This window comes from Psychrobacter sp. M9-54-1, from assembly GCF_016613355.1.
GTDB lineage: Bacteria > Pseudomonadota > Gammaproteobacteria > Pseudomonadales > Moraxellaceae > Psychrobacter > Psychrobacter faecalis.
The window spans coordinates 72,587-89,682 of sequence record NZ_JADGFW010000002.1 but is presented as its reverse complement, the minus strand read 5'-3'; the positions used below and the strand labels follow the sequence as shown (position 1 = coordinate 89,682).

At 44.9% G+C, this 17,096-nt stretch carries 16 protein-coding genes; 9 read left to right on the top strand and 7 right to left on the bottom strand.

Annotated elements, in window-relative coordinates; all coding sequences use genetic code 11:
- Positions 1–201: 201 nt before the first annotated feature.
- Positions 202–789, bottom strand: a complete 588-nt coding sequence (gene orn, locus IQ457_RS00765) for an oligoribonuclease (protein ID WP_200661683.1) — start codon at positions 787–789, stop codon at positions 202–204.
- Between the two features lie 228 nt (positions 790–1,017).
- Here orn and rsgA point away from each other — a divergent pair, with 228 nt between their 5' ends.
- The 4 genes from rsgA (at position 1,018) to secB (ending at position 3,961) form a co-directional block, all read left to right on the top strand.
- Complete coding sequence (rsgA, locus tag IQ457_RS00760; protein ID WP_200661682.1) at positions 1,018–2,121, top strand: ribosome small subunit-dependent GTPase A; 1,104 nt, start codon at positions 1,018–1,020, stop codon at positions 2,119–2,121.
- A gap of 164 nt (positions 2,122–2,285) precedes the next feature.
- Positions 2,286–2,747: a rhodanese-like domain-containing protein gene (locus tag IQ457_RS00755; protein WP_200661681.1), complete on the top strand. Its 462-nt coding sequence runs from the start codon at positions 2,286–2,288 to the stop codon at positions 2,745–2,747.
- 293 nt (positions 2,748–3,040) lie between these two features.
- Positions 3,041–3,304, top strand: coding sequence for a glutaredoxin 3 (gene grxC, locus IQ457_RS00750; protein WP_200661680.1), 264 nt, complete (start codon positions 3,041–3,043; stop codon positions 3,302–3,304).
- A gap of 204 nt (positions 3,305–3,508) precedes the next feature.
- On the top strand, positions 3,509–3,961 hold the full coding sequence (gene secB, locus IQ457_RS00745; protein WP_068407439.1) for a protein-export chaperone SecB: 453 nt from the start codon (positions 3,509–3,511) through the stop codon (positions 3,959–3,961).
- Positions 3,962–4,168: 207 nt separating this feature from the next.
- Here the strand turns inward: secB and adk are convergent, their stop codons facing one another.
- The 6 genes from adk to IQ457_RS00715 form a co-directional block, all read right to left on the bottom strand.
- The gene (gene adk, locus IQ457_RS00740; RefSeq protein ID WP_068407441.1) at positions 4,169–4,825 is read right to left on the bottom strand and encodes an adenylate kinase; all 657 of its coding nucleotides are present in this window, start codon (positions 4,823–4,825) and stop codon (positions 4,169–4,171) included.
- Between the two features lie 228 nt (positions 4,826–5,053).
- Positions 5,054–6,334, bottom strand: a complete 1,281-nt coding sequence (gene ccmI, locus IQ457_RS00735) for a c-type cytochrome biogenesis protein CcmI (protein WP_200661679.1) — start codon at positions 6,332–6,334, stop codon at positions 5,054–5,056.
- Entirely contained in the window at positions 6,331–6,885 is a 555-nt protein-coding gene (locus IQ457_RS00730) for a cytochrome c-type biogenesis protein (protein WP_227671244.1), read from the bottom strand. The genes ccmI and IQ457_RS00730 overlap by 4 nt, the downstream gene beginning before the upstream one ends.
- A 71-nt stretch (positions 6,886–6,956) precedes the next feature.
- A complete protein-coding gene (locus tag IQ457_RS00725) occupies positions 6,957–7,625 on the bottom strand; it encodes a DsbE family thiol:disulfide interchange protein (protein WP_200661677.1) in 669 nt (222 codons plus the stop codon).
- Position 7,626: 1 nt separating this feature from the next.
- The gene (locus tag IQ457_RS00720; protein WP_200661676.1) at positions 7,627–9,636 is read right to left on the bottom strand and encodes a heme lyase CcmF/NrfE family subunit; all 2,010 of its coding nucleotides are present in this window, start codon (positions 9,634–9,636) and stop codon (positions 7,627–7,629) included.
- 249 nt (positions 9,637–9,885) lie between these two features.
- Positions 9,886–11,220, bottom strand: a complete 1,335-nt coding sequence (locus IQ457_RS00715) for a hypothetical protein (protein WP_193031309.1) — start codon at positions 11,218–11,220, stop codon at positions 9,886–9,888.
- Positions 11,221–11,812: 592 nt separating this feature from the next.
- Between IQ457_RS00715 and mrdA the strand changes: the two genes are divergently transcribed.
- From mrdA to IQ457_RS00690, 5 genes are all read left to right on the top strand, one after another.
- Complete coding sequence (mrdA, locus tag IQ457_RS00710) at positions 11,813–13,795, top strand: penicillin-binding protein 2 (protein WP_193031307.1); 1,983 nt, start codon at positions 11,813–11,815, stop codon at positions 13,793–13,795.
- Between the two features lie 50 nt (positions 13,796–13,845).
- The gene (gene rsmD / locus IQ457_RS00705) at positions 13,846–14,532 is read left to right on the top strand and encodes a 16S rRNA (guanine(966)-N(2))-methyltransferase RsmD (protein WP_200661675.1); all 687 of its coding nucleotides are present in this window, start codon (positions 13,846–13,848) and stop codon (positions 14,530–14,532) included.
- A 211-nt stretch (positions 14,533–14,743) separates the two neighbouring features.
- A complete protein-coding gene (gene rplM, locus IQ457_RS00700) occupies positions 14,744–15,172 on the top strand; it encodes a 50S ribosomal protein L13 (protein ID WP_200661674.1) in 429 nt (142 codons plus the stop codon).
- Between the two features lie 10 nt (positions 15,173–15,182).
- On the top strand, positions 15,183–15,569 hold the full coding sequence (gene rpsI, locus IQ457_RS00695; protein WP_068407462.1) for a 30S ribosomal protein S9: 387 nt from the start codon (positions 15,183–15,185) through the stop codon (positions 15,567–15,569).
- 533 nt (positions 15,570–16,102) lie between these two features.
- On the top strand, positions 16,103–17,089 hold the full coding sequence (locus IQ457_RS00690; protein ID WP_446737520.1) for an LpxL/LpxP family acyltransferase: 987 nt from the start codon (positions 16,103–16,105) through the stop codon (positions 17,087–17,089).
- Positions 17,090–17,096: the final 7 nt, after the last annotated feature.

Genomic DNA, 17,096 nt, shown 5'->3' with positions numbered 1-17,096 from the left:
TCTTTTTTTGAGCCCTTATCCCGAACTGGGGTTCTTAAAGGTTTATCTCAATAAGCGTTAATTCAAAATATTATTGAAACAAAAAGCCCGCAAAGAAACGAGCCATATTTCGGCTTTCGTTTCGTTAACGGGCTTTTTACTTGTTCTTAAATGGTTATTTCTAAAGATTGATTTTTAAGGCACCAATCTTTAAACATGACGTTAAGGCATCAACTTAAAGAAATGCTGACGATAATGTTTTAGTTCGCGAATAGAATCGCGAATATCATCTAGGGCTAAATGACTGCCGCCTTTTTCGAAATTTCTTAAAATATCTGGACGCCAGCGGAAGCACAGCTCTTTGATCGATGACACATCAAGGTTGCGATAATGAAAAAAGCGCTCAAGCTCGGGCATTTGGCGGGCTAAAAAGCGGCGATCTTGGCAGATTGAGTTACCACACATCGGCGACTTGCCACTATCGACCCATTTATTCAAAAACTTAATGGTTTCCGCTTCCGCTTCTGCCAATGTCACCGTACTACGACGCACACGGTCGACCAATCCTGATTGACCATGCTGCTTAGTATTCCAGTCATCCATTTTATTTAATACTTGATCTGATACTTTAATGGCAAACACTGGCCCTTCGGCAAGGACGTTTAAATCCTCATCTGTCACCACGGTCGCAATCTCGATGATTTCATCGTTTACGGTATCAAGCCCGGTCATTTCTAGGTCAATCCATACCAACCCTTTTTTACCTTGGTTTTTGATTTTAATTTTATTGGGATGGTCGTCGGTACTCATAAAATATCCTATGGTCAATAAATTTTGGAACAACTTGCGAGCAATGTTAACCAAATAAATCATCTATAAATGGTCATGCTCAAATAATATATGTTTGCGCTTGCTCAATGATAATGTCTAAAAAAACTAAAACATTACAAAACCACTATCGGCTAGCGGCGCTTTAGGCTGTATGTTAGCAAATTTTCACGCTACACTTAGCAATATTTTTCTAATAGGTCGCAACCCATGGCATTAATCCGGCAACGCAAACTGACTAAACAACAGATTCGTCGCATCGACAAACAACAGCTCGATAGCCAAGACAGCATCGATGACAGTTTGATGAATGGCGTGGTCATGGCGCATTATGGTAAGCAGCTAGAAGTACAAGTGACCAGCTTGCCAGCAGTAATTCCCGTGCAGCCCGAGATTGCGCCTGATGATCCTGAGCCATTTTGGCAAGAGCTGGCGTTAGGCGATATTTGGCGCTGTCATGTGCGTACCAATCTACCTATGCTAGCAGCGGGCGACCAAGTACGCTGGACTGCCGATCCTAATACCGGCTTTGGACGTATCGAATCAGTCAAGCCTCGCACCTCGCTCGTTTCGCGTCCTGACCGTTATCATAAGCTCAAACCCGTCGCCGCCAATGTCGATATTTTGGCCATTGTATTTGCGCCCTTGCCTGCCGCTGCGCCGACATTGATTGATCGCTATTTGGTCGTTTGTCATCATGCGGGCGTAAAGCCACTATTGGTACTTAATAAAGCTGATCTACTGGCCCAAGAAAACGGCGTCGATACCAGTGAATTATTGGCACAATACGCGGCGCTTGGTTACGAGAGCGTACTGACCTCGGTTGCTTGCCCTGAAAACATCGCTAATAGCGATGAGCAAATAGGGCTTGATGAGCTAAAGCGCTACATCGATAAGAAACTGGTCATTTTTGCTGGTCAATCAGGCGTCGGTAAAAGCAGCTTAATCAATGCCTTGCTGCCAGAGTCAGGACAAGTGGTAAATGTCATCTCTGAAAACTCAAAGCTCGGTCAACATACCACCACCACCAGTCGCTTATTGCCATTTAACCCAAATGACTTAACCCAAGGCGGCATTGTCGACACCCCTGGTATTCGTGAGTACGGTATCTGGCATCTCACCCCTGATGATATTATCTCAGGCTTTATCGAGCTTGCACCGCTGGCAGGTGATTGCCAGTTCCGCGATTGTCGTCATACCCATAACAGTAAAGGCTGCGCCTTGTGGCAAGCGGTTGCGGACGGCGAAGTATTGCAGCGCCGTGTTGAGAACCTTGTGACGTTAACAGAAGAGGCGGATACTAAGCCTTATTAGCAGATGTGCCTAAAGGTTACTGATAAAGGAACGACGAGATAAAGGAACGACGAAGCCATCGCCCGTTTACTATAGATGACCTTATCGGTATAATAGCGCCTTGTTCACCATCGTTGAGCTGTTATCTTAGTTTGACCGAACACTTATATTTTTGGAGGTATGGTTTGGATCGTGCGCTGGAATTTGTGGGCAACCACCCGTTTTTATTTGGTATATTAGCCGTGCTTGCCGTGCTGTTTTTTGCCATTGAAAACAAACGTAGTGGCAGAAAAATATCGCCCAACACTTTGGGTATGATGGTCAACTCGCAAAATGCGCAGCTGATCGATATTCGCGCCAAAAAGAAATTTGAAACCGGTTATATCCAAGGCAGCCGCAACATACCTTTTACTGAGCTTAAAGACCGCATTGAGGAAATTCGTGCGATTGAGCAGCCAGTCATCATCGTCTGTGATATGGGTATCCAAGCAGGTGCTGCTGTCCAAATGATTGGTAAAGACAATGTCTATCGCCTAGAGGGCGGTATCGGCGGCTGGCAAGGCGCTGGTATGCCATTGGTTGGGTTAAAAGATACTAAGTCTAAAAACAAAGGCAAAGGCAAAGCCAAGCCAAGTTTGCATAAGTAAGACAATATTAATAGCTGGTCTTATTAACCAGCAGTACCAATTAAAAAGACACCTCTTTATCAGGTGTCTTTTTTTATACGCTAACTATGCTACCGTCAGCACTTTTTAACCAACACTGCTTGAATTTACCATAGCCATCCCCATTTTATACGGAGCAGCAGCAAATATAGGGGCTATTTACGTATTGATAACGGATTATATTAATGACTACCCTATAATTTTTTTATCTTACTATTTATCCTATTACTTATAACAAAATTGCTCCCCCATAAATTTATAAATAAGGAATGACCATGACTGTTTCTGTGCAAGTTTATACCACTCCAATGTGCCCATACTGCTCAAACGCTAAAAAACTATTGCAATCTAAGGGCGTTGATTATGAAGAAATCGGCATGCACGACATCAGCCGCGAAGAGCGCCAGGCCTTGATGCAAAAGACCAATAACTATCGCACTGTGCCGCAAATTTTTATTGGTGACACCTTTGTCGGTGGTTTCGACGAGCTTAACCAAATGAACCAACAAGGCAAGCTTGACGAGCTATTAGCCGGTTAATTTGCTATTGTCTTTTTCTGTCTATTTTTATTGTGTAAAAATAGACAGCGATAAGAATAAAGCGTTGTGATAAAAAACATTTAAAAAAACTGCGTAAAAGACTTTGAGATAAATTTCAAACCTTAGTCTGCATTTATATTACAATGATATGTTGTTACAATGACAATCTGCCCCATTATTTGATTAACTTTTAGAGGAATGACCATGGCTGAAGAACAAGCACAACCACAATTGGCACTAGAACGCATTTATGTAAAAGACATGTCACTTGAAGTCCCAGGCGCCGCTGTATTTACTAAAGAGTGGAATCCTGAGCTTGATATCAATTTATCGAGCAACGCTGAAAAGCTTGATGACGATCATTATCAAGTGGTATTGACGGTCAGTGTCAACGCCAAAAATGCTGAAGAAGCGGCATTTATCGCCGAAGTGCATCAAGCGGGCATTTTCTTATTAAAAGACATTCCAGAAGACCAAATCGGTCAAATCTTGGGTGCTTATTGCCCGAATGTATTGTTCCCATATGCACGCGAAGTGATTAGCGACATCGTTACGCGTGGTAGTTTCCCGCAGTTATTGCTTGCTCCTGTTAACTTTGACCAAGCGTACGCGCAAAGCCAACAGCAAGCGCAAGTTGATGCCCAAGGTAATGCGTAACACTTAGCATAATAAAGCATTAGCTAAGCTACATTAAACTAATAGTAGCGAAAAGCCGTTTACTTCTCTAAGTAAGCGGCTTTTTTTATGGACGTTTTTTGGTATTTGCTTTTACGCACTAAAAAACCCTGCTGCTATTAATAACAAGCGGCAGGGTTTTGAATATAACGGTTAATCAACACGTCTATCGGCGACGTTTAAAAAGCATTAGCCTTTTAGTGCCGATAAGATTTGCTGCTTAACGTCATCAATGCCTTGGGTGCCATCGAATTTGTCATATTTAGGAGCATCACCGCCCTCAGCCGCTTTTTCTTGATAGTAACCAACCAAAGCAGAGGTCTGCTGTTGATAGGTCGCTAAACGATCACGAATGGTCGCTTCTTTATCGTCCTCGCGTTGAATCAATGGCTCGCCCGTCACATCATCGATACCTTCAACCTTTGGTGGATTGTGGTCGATATGATAAACACGGCCAGAACCAGCATGCTGACGACGGCCTGATAGGCGCTTAACGATTTCATCATCAGGCACGCTAATTTCAATCACATGGTCAATCGCTACGTTGGCATCAGCAAGCGCTTGGGCTTGTGGAATGGTACGCGGGAAACCATCTAAAATACAGCCGTTGACACAATCAGGCTTGGCGATGCGTTCTTGCACGAGGTTAATGATAAGATCATCAGAAACCAAACCACCAGCGTTCATCACATCTTTTGCTTGTTTGCCAAGTTCAGTACCTTCTTTGATAGCGGCACGCAGCATATCACCTGTTGAGATTTGCGGGATATCATACTCTTTAGAGATGAACTGGGCTTGGGTACCTTTACCGGCGCCTGGTGGACCTAGCAAAATAATACGCATCATTATACGACTCTCCTTAATAGATAGGATTTTGGGACTAATAAAACTTAGGGATTGGTGGGTTGCAGAGCTTACCTTACCTTGTGGCTTTCAAAAGCTCAAGTATTTTTAGTCTTGATGCGGCAAGTTACGATGACTTATCTGTTCATGAGATAAGATTGTGCGGGTTGTGCGCCGCCAAAAATATGACGGCGCGCATTTATTAAGTATTCAGTTTTTACAATATATCTATCAAGGAACTTGTTGATTAATAGCCACATTGACCTGAATTTGGTCGGCGCTAATCACCACAGGATTACCAGTTAAATCACCGGATTCAGCATCGGCGGTGCCGCTATGGCTGATTCGTGCAATGACAGCAAGCTGAATTTTATCGCCTCGAGCAGACGCTAGTGTACGTTCAGGCATCATAGCGTCTAAATCACTTAGGCTAATAGTCGCCTCACCCTGCTTAATGACGCTAATCGGTAAACGTTTGGCAGCGAACGGTGGCCCACCTTTGACATCACGAATAGCGACAAACAACACATCGTCTGCTTTTACTAACGGTAGCAAACTTGCATTAATAGAGACCGTAACCTCAACGCCCTCAGATGCCTGCTGCTGCTGAGCCCTGACATTGGCGCTCAATTCATCAAGGCTTGCCAGCGCCTGGCTATGGTCGCCCGGCTTGGCGGCAATACTGGTGCGCAAACGCTTAATCCAGCCTTGTGCCTGCTCAAAGTTATTGCCACGCGCCTCGCCCATTGCCATCAGCATTTGAGCGCCTTCGTGCTTTGGATTTTTTGCTAGTACGTCTTGTAAGACGCGGCGGCTATTGGCATCGAGCTGGCCTTTATTGGCAAAAAAGCTGATTTGCGCATAAGTGGTGGCAATCTCTTCATTGCCTGGCGACAAACGATAAGCACGCGATAAGGCTTCAAGCGCTGAGTCGGTTGCTTCTAATGATAAAAACAGCTCAGACAGACGCATCCAGCGATCAGGATCATCAGCATGACGATAGACGTTGGTCTGCATCGCACTGATTAGCTGCGTACCATCTTCAATCGCCCAAGCAGGCGGCTGATCGATTTTACCCGTCAATAAGTCATCTGCCACTTGTCCGACTTTATCTTCAGCTACCCATAAGTCAAATACTGACGTACGGTCACTGATTAAAAAATAAGCCAATCCTGCCAATACCGGCACCCATATCATGATAATCAAACGACTTTTGTAACTTGGCGCTACCATGGGTGTGACTGTGCGCTGCGCGTCCAGTAATTGGCGCTCAAGCTCGAGCTTTTGATTGCGGTAATGGACGTCATCAATGATGCCGCTGTCTTTATCGGTTTGCAGCTCTGTTAGACGCTCACGGAATACGGCAACGTTGATGTCTAGCAGTTGGTTGTCAACGGGCTTGTCGCGCAAGCGTGAGGCGCGTAGCCATGGCATGATAGCGATAACAGCCAGTAGCAGCGCAATAAACAAGCTTAGGGCAATAAATAAGCCAAAAGTAGAAAATAGGGTCATTTTTTGTCCTCTGTACTGGTGATAACAGCTTCGCTTTTAGCATTGCTATTGCTATTGCTATTGCTACGAGACAATAAACGATCAAGCTCCGCTTTTTCTGCCGCCGATAACGCTGCGGCGCTGTCTACATTAACCGCACTTTCACCGCGCGCCACGCGCTGACTACGTTTACTTTGCCAAAACCAGCCAATGATTAGCACAATCAATAATAATGGCGGAAAAAACCACAGTATCCAGGTCGATGGGCGCACAGGCGGCTTGTAAGTAATAAAGTCGCCATAACGCTCTTGCATATATGCGCGTATTTCCGCATCACTACGACCCTCTTTAATCATGTCGTACGTTTTTTGCTTTAAATCTTGCGCAATGGGCGCATCAGAACCTGCTAAATTTTGGTTCTGGCATTTTGGGCAACGCAGCTCCTCGATAAGTCCGCGATACTGCGCTTCTTGCTGCGGCGAATCGAAGTCATAAACATCGATTGCGGCATGCGCACTGAAACTGAGGATAAAACTCAGCAAGCACGCAAGCATTAAGCTGGCTAACTTTATTATAAAATTTGCTGGTTTTATGCTTTGTGCTGACAGGCTTTTTGATAACATCACTGTTAAAGGTATGGCGTTCATTTACACACCTCCTGAACCTGACTAGGATCGGGACTGACATTTTTCTTATCCGCTTCATTGAGCACCATCAGACAGGGCATGATGCGGCTTTGCCAGTTGCTTTCATTAATCTCACCAACAATATGCTGACGAATAATACCTTGCCCATCAACCACAAAGGTTTCAGGCGCGCCAGTTAAGCCTAAATCTAAAGCAAACTGCCCAGATAAATCCTGAATAGACATGGAGAATGGATCGCCGCCACGATTTAAATATCCTAGCGCATCACCGATGTCATCTTTGTAATTAACACCAACCAAATTGACCCCGCGCTCCTCTAATTGCATTAAAAAAGGATGCTCAACGATACAAGTTGGACACCACGAGCCCCAAATATTCATCAAAAATGGTTGTTCGGGCAAATTGTCATTGGTCATCATACGGCTTGTATCGGATAATAATGGCAGCTCGAATGTCGGTACCGGCCGCTCAAGCGCAGTATTGGTGACGATATCCGTCGGCTGACCCAAACGCAGGTACAGCATAATAATAAAACCAACAAACACAATCAGCGGAATCAGAAACCATATCTTTATTTGGCTTTTTTTCATGGTTTTAGTCGTTTTGTGGTTTGCATCACCTTTATTGTCAGGCGCTTTTTGGGAAGAATTATTTGACTGACTCATGTTACTTCTCCCCTACTGTAGCTTCGGTAATAAATCCTGCTTTGTTAGCTGCCGTTTGCGTTGATGCCTTAGCCTTTTTAAAACGATAACGGCTATCAAGCATACTTAGCAGACCGCCTAAGGCCATGATAATCGCCCCAAGCCATATCCAGCGCACCAGCGGCTTGACATAAATACGTACCGCCCACTTATTACTGTCTTCTGCGATAGGCTCGCCCAGCGCTACATAGACATCACGCATTAGGCTGGCATCAATTGCTGCCTCGGTCATTGGCATGCCACTGATAATATAAGTACGTTTCTCCGGATACAAAGTTGTCACCGCGCGACCCTCTTTGGTCACCTCAACCTGTGCTTGCATACCATCAAAGTTACTGCCCCTGACTTCATGGAAATCTTTGACCTCAAAGTCGTAGCCTTGTACGTGCACAGTTTCATTTTCACCCAATGCCACATCGCGCTCGACACTCAAGGTGCTGGTAAACGCCACCCCGATGACGGCGACGATTACGCCAATATGAGCAGTTTGCTGCCCCCAGTAGCTCAAACGTAGCTGACGTAGTCCTTTAAAGAAACTTGGGGCGTTTTTGGTTTTGTCTTTAAAATCCACCGCCATCCAAAGTAAGACCCAAAAGCTAACCGCCAGCGTCACGCCAATATTTAACATATCAGACGGGCTAACAAAATAGGCAATAATCGCTGCTAATAATAAACTGCTGACCGCAATGACCATACCGGCGCCTAAGAGCGGACGGCTGTCTTTTTTCCAGCGAATGTTAGAACCCATGCCCATTGCTACTAACAGTAGCCATGCTAAAGGTACAAAGAGCGCATTAAAGTACGGAGGACCAACAGAGACCTGACCCAAATTAAAGGAGTCAGCGATGATAGGATATAGCGTACCAAGCAGAACGACTAAGGTTGAGATTAAAATAATCACGTTATTAATAACTAAAAATGATTCACGCGATATCAGCTGATACTGACTTTCAACCGTCAGACGCCAACCGCGCACAGCAAACATCAACAGTCCGCCACCGACGATAATACCCAAAATGACCAAAATAACCAGACCACGCGTTGGGTCGGCTGCAAATGAATGCACCGAGGTAATAACGCCTGAGCGCACAAGGAAGGTGCCCAAAAGACTCAAGGCAAAAGCAAAAATGGCCAGCATAATGGTCCACGCTTTAAAGACTCCGCGCTTTTCGGTTACGGCCAAGGAATGCAGCAAAGCTAAGCCTGCAAGCCAAGGCATCAGTGAGGCATTCTCTACTGGATCCCAAAACCACCAACCGCCCCAGCCAAGCTCATAATAAGCCCACCAAGAACCAAGGGCGATACCAACAGTCAAAAAGCCCCACGCCGCCAGTGCCCATGGACGCGACCAGCGGGTCCAGACAGCGTCCAAACGTCCTTCCCATAATGCTGCCATACAAAACGCAAATGGCACGGCCATACCCACATAGCCCATATACAGCATCGGCGGGTGGATAACCAAGCCAAAATCCTGTAGCAGAGGGTTTAAATCGGCGCCATCGACGGGTAAATTTGGTAAAGTGCGATCAAACGGTGATGAGGTAAAGATTAACATTGCCAGCATCATCACTTGCACGCCAGCCAATATCACCAGTACGCGGGCGCGCATGGTCAATGGTAAGCCACGACTAAAGTAAGAGACCAGCGCACACCAAGTGGCCATAATGGTCATCCATAGTAGCAGCGAACCTTCATGCCCGCCCCACGTCGCCGACAATTTATAATACCAAGGCAACAAGGTATTAGAGTGCTGGGTGACATAAACCAAGCTAAAATCATTAAAATAAAAGCCTGCCATCAATGACCCAAACGAGACAATCATGGCCGCAAACTGCGCCCACGCTAAACTCGGAGCAAGGCGCTGCCAGGCAACGTGGTCGTTCATGACACCCATGGTTGGTAATACCACCTGCAAAATCGCCAATACAAAGGCGGCCAGCAAGGCAAAATAACCCAATTCTGTGATTAACATACGGTCTAACCTTGTTTACCTTAATACGGTCATTGTTTATTTTAGAAAGCAGTATTTTTAATGCGTCTGAGAATAGTCAATAGTCGTTACTTTTAGACATTACGCCGTCATTGTCATGCTTTTTTCTGCATCTGTAGCTATCAGCCATTGTAGCTTAGAAGACTTACAGCATGGTACATTAGCGTCAACTTGTCACGTTTCTGTATCCACTCTGTAGGCGATATGTGTAAAGAACATAAAAACCCTTTCTCACTGCATGGCAGGGAAAAACACCAAGACCAAATGCAACCAACCTGCTAAGAACCCTGTCAAACCGCCGAGTATAATCAGCGTCATCTCATCTTCACGAAAAGCGGGACGCAATAGGTTTTGAAACTCATCAGGGGATAGCGCGCGAATACGATCGCGAAACAGCCCAAATATTTTACTGGCACGGCTTTCATTAAGTTCAGGGTCTCGCAGTGGCACCATAGTCGCGACGATGGATTTGTCGATAATGGTATTTTTCAATTGCCCAAACTCGCGGCGACCCAGTCCAACCCGCAATGTGGTACTAATGACCGGCGATTCTAACACTTTATACAAATGCGATTTCATCAACTCACGCGTTTCGGCGGCGCGGTCACCATACATCATCTCATTCATGATGTTTTCTAAAGTGACCAAATCTTTGACCACAATCTCAGCAAAAACTTCAGAAACTTCTTCTTGGCGCTTCATAAAGCCGCCTTGAAAGCGGTACTGAGCAATGTGCGGCAGTTGCGGCTTAATAAATGGGAAACGGTTTTGTAGCGCAAAAAACTTCACATACGGAATAAAACGTGGCTCAACTGGGTTAAACACCATCCAAATCGCAATCCAGTTGGTCAAGAACCCCCAAATAGCGGCAAAAAACGGTACCGTCCAATGCTGCGGTACCACCAAAAATATAAACATTTGGATAATACCGAATACAAGGCCAATCAAAGCACTGATATGCCAGATAAAATCAATCTCTTTTTGCCCCACTTTTAAAAACATATTGACCATCAAACGTCGGTCACTTTCCATTTTATTGACAATCATTTTGCGCATATCGACCAAGTCTTCGACGTGATAGGTCAAATCGGTCACCAAGGATTGCATGATATTTGGCAACTCTTGATGCGCTTGAGCATAGACGCGGCGCTTTAACGCATAAGGCAGATTGCCCCACAGCGCTGGCGAATGGTCAAGCATAATCTCATCAATCAAACTCTCAAGGTTTTCATCGACCGTATCGGTGATAAATACCGCCATCTGTTCTGGCTCCATCGCCTGAAAAAACTCATCGAGCGAACCCAGCTTTGAGAGCGTCTGATCAACAATCACGCCCGATATCTTGCCTGCTTTACGTGGCACGATCCCTTGCCAACCCAATCCCGGCAAACCAAAGAATGGAAAGTTTGGAATCCGAATACCCCAAAATTTAATCGGATAAAATAGCATCTTGAGTGCCATCCACACATGTATCCAAGTGACAAATGCAGTCACTGGTGGAATGGTCAACATAGCAAAAAACTCGGGGTGTTCCGCTATCGTCTGCCACAATGAATTTGCATCCATGACTCTAATTATCCTTGAGGTGATGATGGTCGTTGTTAAGCAAATATCCTTAGTCGATTAAGAACGCTCAATAAAAACGCTCTGTCCTCAATAACCACTGAATTAAATAACGCTATAGATGCGATAAGTGGCTAAAATAAATCGCCTGATTTTAGCATACTTGCTATTTATTAGCACATATCAAGCCTTGGCAAGTTGTGACTAGCGATGACACGTTTTGCGCCCTACTCGTCAACCTAAACCTTTACTATCATTTAATGATGTTAAAAACACCTAAAGAACAATGACGATCATGGCAATAACGATCCTCACAAAATAGACGACTGCCTACTGCGCGAAAGTGTTTGTTCTGTTATAATTTACGGTTGCTTAATGCTACTGGCTAGCTGAAGACGGTAAGTAAATTTTTTGACTTTTTATCGATAAATAACCCCGCTATGTTATTGAAATACTTTGTCTTATCCTTTATGCTCACCCCGCTTTAGGTAAACAAAAAAAATGACTGTATCTGTTTTTGCTTTATTTATCTGTGCTTAATCAATCATCACTTTATCAACGACCGTTTTACTGATCGTCTGGGTACTGACTTTATATGAACAAACCGCTCGCGTCCGATACCGAACAGGTCAATCGTATTTTTACCAGCCGTATTATTATCCTCGGGCTATTCATGTTTGTGGGCTTGTTGGGATTGATCGTGCGTTACGGTTATCTGCAAGTGTATGCTCATGATAAGTACACTACCCAAGCCGATAACAATCGCATTAAGCTCATCTCTGCGCCGCCCAGTCGCGGTTATATTTACGATCGTAATGGCGTGATTCTCGCTGACAATCAGCCGGTATTTACCGCTATGCTTAGCCCAGACGAAGTCGAAGATCCAGAGCGCACGCTAAATCTGCTCGCGCCCATTTTTGATCTTACCGAAAAAGACATTACCGATATTTTGGCCCGCGTTAGCAAAACCAAAAATGACCCAGTGACAATCAAAATTGATTTGACCGAAGCGCAATTGGCGCAGTTTAGTGAACGTCAGCCTTTTTTTCGTGGCATCAGTATTCAGAGTAAACTCACGCGCTCGTACCCTTACGATGAGCTATTTGCCCATGTGATTGGCTATGTCGGACGTATTAACGATAAAGAATCCAAGCAAATTAATAAGGATCGCTACGCAGGTACTGATCTTATTGGTAAAATTGGTATTGAAGATTTTTATGAAGATATCTTGCTCGGACAGCCCGGTTATCAGTCAGTAGAGACCGATGCTCATGGCAATATTCTACGTCAACTTGATACCAAAGCGCCCATTGCGGGCAATGACATCACGCTTAGTCTAGATTATGGCTTGCAAACCATTGCGCAGCAGCAGCTTGATGGTCGCCGCGGCGCGATCGTCGCTATCGACCCAAAAAACGGCGATGTTTTGGCTTTTGTTAGCAACCCAAGCTACGATCCCAATCCTTTTATTTCGGGTATCTCTTTTAAGGACTACGGCGCTCTGCGTGATGATGTCGATCAACCCCTTTATAACCGCGCGCTACAAGGGACGTATCCGCCCGGCTCAACCATTAAACCTTTTGAGGGTTTGGGCGGTATTCATTACGGCCTACGAGATTGGGAAACGACCATTTATGACCCGGGTTATTTCAGTTTACCCGGCGATTCGCATCGTTTTCGCGACTGGAAACGCGGTGGTCACGGCACGGTAGATTTAAAGAAATCCATCATGATGTCGGTAGATACCTATTATTATAAGTTGGCGTATGAGATGGGGATTCAGCGCCTTCATGACTGGATGGTGCGCTTTGGTTTTGGTGAGCAGACCGGTATTGATTTACCCAATGAAAAATCAGGCGTTATGCCGTCACCAAAATGGAAAAAAGACACCTATGATAAAGGTTGGTTACCAGGTGAAACCATCTCTGTCAGTATCGGCCAAGGGTATTTTTTAGCCACGCCATTACAGATTGCCAATGCCACCGCCATGACCGCCAACAAGGGTTATCACATCACCCCGCATTTATTAAAAAGCAGCGATGGCGCGGCGGCCGTTAACGTGATTAGCAAGCCTGATGGCAAAATTGACTACAATGGTAAACCGTCAGATTGGACGCGTATGCACGATGCGATGGAACAAACGGTTAAGGCAGGTACAGCGCGTGGCATTTATACACCGCGCTATCGCATCGCTGGTAAAACCGGAACGGCGCAGGTCAAATCTATCGCTCAAGGTAAAAGCTATAATAAAGCGGCACTCGATAAACGTCACTGGGATCATGCTTGGTTTAATGGTTTCGCGCCTGTAGAAGAGCCAGAAATCGCCCTTTCAGTACTGGTCGAAAATGGCGGCGGCGGTAGTGCCGTTGCAGCGCCTATTGGTCGCGCCTTATTTGATTATTGGATGCTGCAGCGTAAAACCGACCCTATTTTGCCGCCAACCGCCGATGAGCTAAGGGCCATCAAACGCCAAAAGGCTTTTGAAAAGGCCATGCGCGACGCCTTACGTGATAAAGAGCAAGCGCTAGCGGAAAAAGCCGAGGCGCAAGCTGCCGAGAACGCAGCCACATCTGAATAAAATATATAAAACGAAATGTACCGAATAAAAAGCTGTAGATAAGAGACACTATGAAGAAACTCTCAAATGGTCGCGAACAAAAGAAAAATCATAAAGCAAAAAACGCAGTAGCGGGAGACGTACGTATTATCGGCGGGCAGTATAAACGCCGTATTGTGAGTTTTATCGATGCCGAAGGTTTGCGCCCGACACCAGATCGCCTGCGTGAGACTTTATTTAATTGGTTGATTGGCGATATTCATGACGCTAAAGTACTTGATAGCTGCGCTGGTAGCGGCGTTTTAGGCTTTGAAGCCTTATCACGTGGCGCGGCTCATACCACCTTTATCGAAGTAAATCCGGCGCAAGTCACTATGCTGCGCAAAAGTGCTGAGAACTTACGCTTAGAGCCTCCTATGTATCAAATTATTCAAGGCACAGCTGAGCAAGTTTTGACGCAAAATCAAACAATACAGCGGCATTTTGATATCGTCTTTATCGATCCGCCCTATGCGCAAGATTTGTGGCAGCCGATTTTGACAGCGCTCATTAATCAGTCTCTAATCAGCACAGAAACGCTGGTTTATTTAGAGGCGGATAAAGATTTAACCCTACAACTGGATCAATTGGTAGCAAGTATCAACGAAAGCGCTGAGCCGCCAGCAGAGATAATGCAAGGCTTGATAAGTTTTGAGTGCCTAAAACAGACCAAAGTTGGGCAAGTTGTCGCTGGACTTTATCAGCTTTCAGCGTCATAATTGTCGGGTTAACGAAAGCCATTAACAAAATTTACAAATGTTTAAAACCGCTAAAAAACTGGCCAACGCTGCAGTTTAATGTATATAAGGCGAAAATAAACCCCAATGCAGCTTGCAAGCGTAGGCGCTACTGCTTATAATGTGCAGTCTGTTTTTTGAGAGCCCCGTTCCCAGCTAAACTCTCAACGAATTCTAATTTTAAGGTTTTATCATGAAAACACTTAGTGCAAAACCAGCTGAAGTGACCCATGACTGGTATGTCGTAGATGCTGACGGCAAAACCCTTGGTCGCTTAGCTACTGAAATCGCTAGTCGCTTACGTGGCAAGCACAAGACTTGTTACACGCCGCACGTAGATACTGGTGATTTTATCGTTGTTATCAACGCAGAAAAAATCGCGGTAACGGGCAAAAAAGCGCAAGACAAAAAGTACTATCGTCACAGTGGTTACCCAGGTGGTATTAAAGAAACCAACTTCACCAAGCTGATTACACATAAGCCTGAAGATGTTCTACATAAAGCGGTTAAGGGTATGCTTCCAAAAGGTCCTCTTGGCTACGCGATGATCAAAAAGCTGAAACTATATGCGGGTACAGAACATCCACATGAAGCTCAGCAACCTAAAGAACTAGACATCTAAGGATATACTTATGGAACGCAATTACGGAACTGGTCGTCGCAAAACTTCTACTGCTCGTGTCTTTTTAGCGAAAGGTACTGGTAGCATCGTTGTTAACGGCAAACCACTTGATGAGTACTTCAGCCGCGAAACATCGCGCATGGTTGTTCGTCAGCCTTTAGAACTACTTGAATCACCTACTGCTTATGACCTATACATCACTGTAAAAGGTGGCGGTATCAGTGGTCAAGCGGGCGCAATCCGTCACGGCATCACGCGTGCATTGATTGAGCTTGACGAAGCCAACAAACCTGCTCTAAAAGCAGCTGGCTTTGTTACTCGTGACTCACGTCAAGTTGAACGTAAGAAATTGGGTCTACGTAAAGCACGTAAACGTCCACAATTCTCAAAACGTTAATCAAAGCTATCTCTTCCCTTTTTACCACTGCCTTCTTTTTCTCAGAGTCGCTGCAGCAGTATTAAGCAAAAGAGTAGATTTGCAAAACCTTATAAGCTGGTCACAGTTTATAAGGTTTTTTTATGGCTATTTTTTAGCGCTGCTGTTTTAACTCTATAGTGAGTGAAAAGTAATATCAATATATCACGCACTGCTGATATCCATTTTTCTTGCTTGCTGTGCCTGCGCAGACAGAGGCTACAAAAAATTGATATCAGCAGTACCGCAGTGTTTTTAGGATATTTTGACTATATTGTTTAAATGCCTAATAGTTTAAAAGTCCTTAGCTCTCGTTGTCGTTAGTTTATTAAAACTTGCTTGCAAACTTGGACGCGCTCCCCCATCATAATAATAACTTTTATTACACTGTGCTCATTATGAAAGCCCCCGAACAATACGATCCTAGTAACCCATCAAAAACGGATATGCCGCCGCCTACAGGTAGGCATAATAAACAGAGTGAAATGGTTAAGTCGCCCGCCATTCCTGCTGGCATGCCTACAATTACGCAAACCCATAAGCAAACGGCGCAAGCAGAAAAGAAACCCTTTCAGTGGCAATTTTTATTACCAAAGTATTGGGGTATCTGGCTGTTATTAGCGATTTTCTTGCCGATGATATATCTGCCGCTGCGTTGGCAGTTTTGGTTGGGTCGTAAACTGGGTATTTCAATCTATAAACTAGCCGGCTCGCGCAGACGTGATACCTTAATTAATTTAAGATTGGCTTTTCCAGAAAAGCCCGAAGCTGAGCGCGAGTTGATGGCAAAGCAAGTGTTTGTCAATCAAGGTATCGGTGTGTTTGAGACGTTGTGCGCTTGGTATCGTCCCAATATTTTTACCCGTACGGTGTCTATCTCGGGCTTACAGCACCTAGTGAATGCCCAAAACCAAGGTCGACCTGTGATTTTACTTGGGGCGCATTATACGATGCTCGATCTTGGCGGCATGCTCTGCACGCAGTTTTTTGCCACCGATTGTATGTACCGCCCGCAAAACAATCCGCTTCTTGATTGGTTCATTTATAACGGACGTACTAAGATTTTTGGCAAGCAGATTGCCAGCCGTGACATGCGTAGCCTTGTTAATTCTATTAAAGCTAAGCACGTGATTTGGTACTCACCTGACCAAGATTATGGTTTAAAACAAGGTGTCATGGCGCCGTTCTTTGGTGTGCCCGCTGCTACTATTACCGCATCTCGGCGGATGGCAAAATTGGGTGACAAGCAAAACCCACCAGCGCTCATGGCGCTGCATACTTATCGGCAAACACCTGATAACCTGCCCAAAGGCAAACGTCCGCATTATCATCTGACCATTACTCCTGAATTAGACAATTATCCCAGTAATGATGAAGTCGCTGATGCGACCCGCGTTAATGAGGTGCTAGAAGGCTTGATTCGTATCGATCCGACACAATGGATGTGGTTCCATCGTCGCTTTAAAAACGGCCCTAACGGTCGTACCGATATTTATAAGTAGGTTTTGA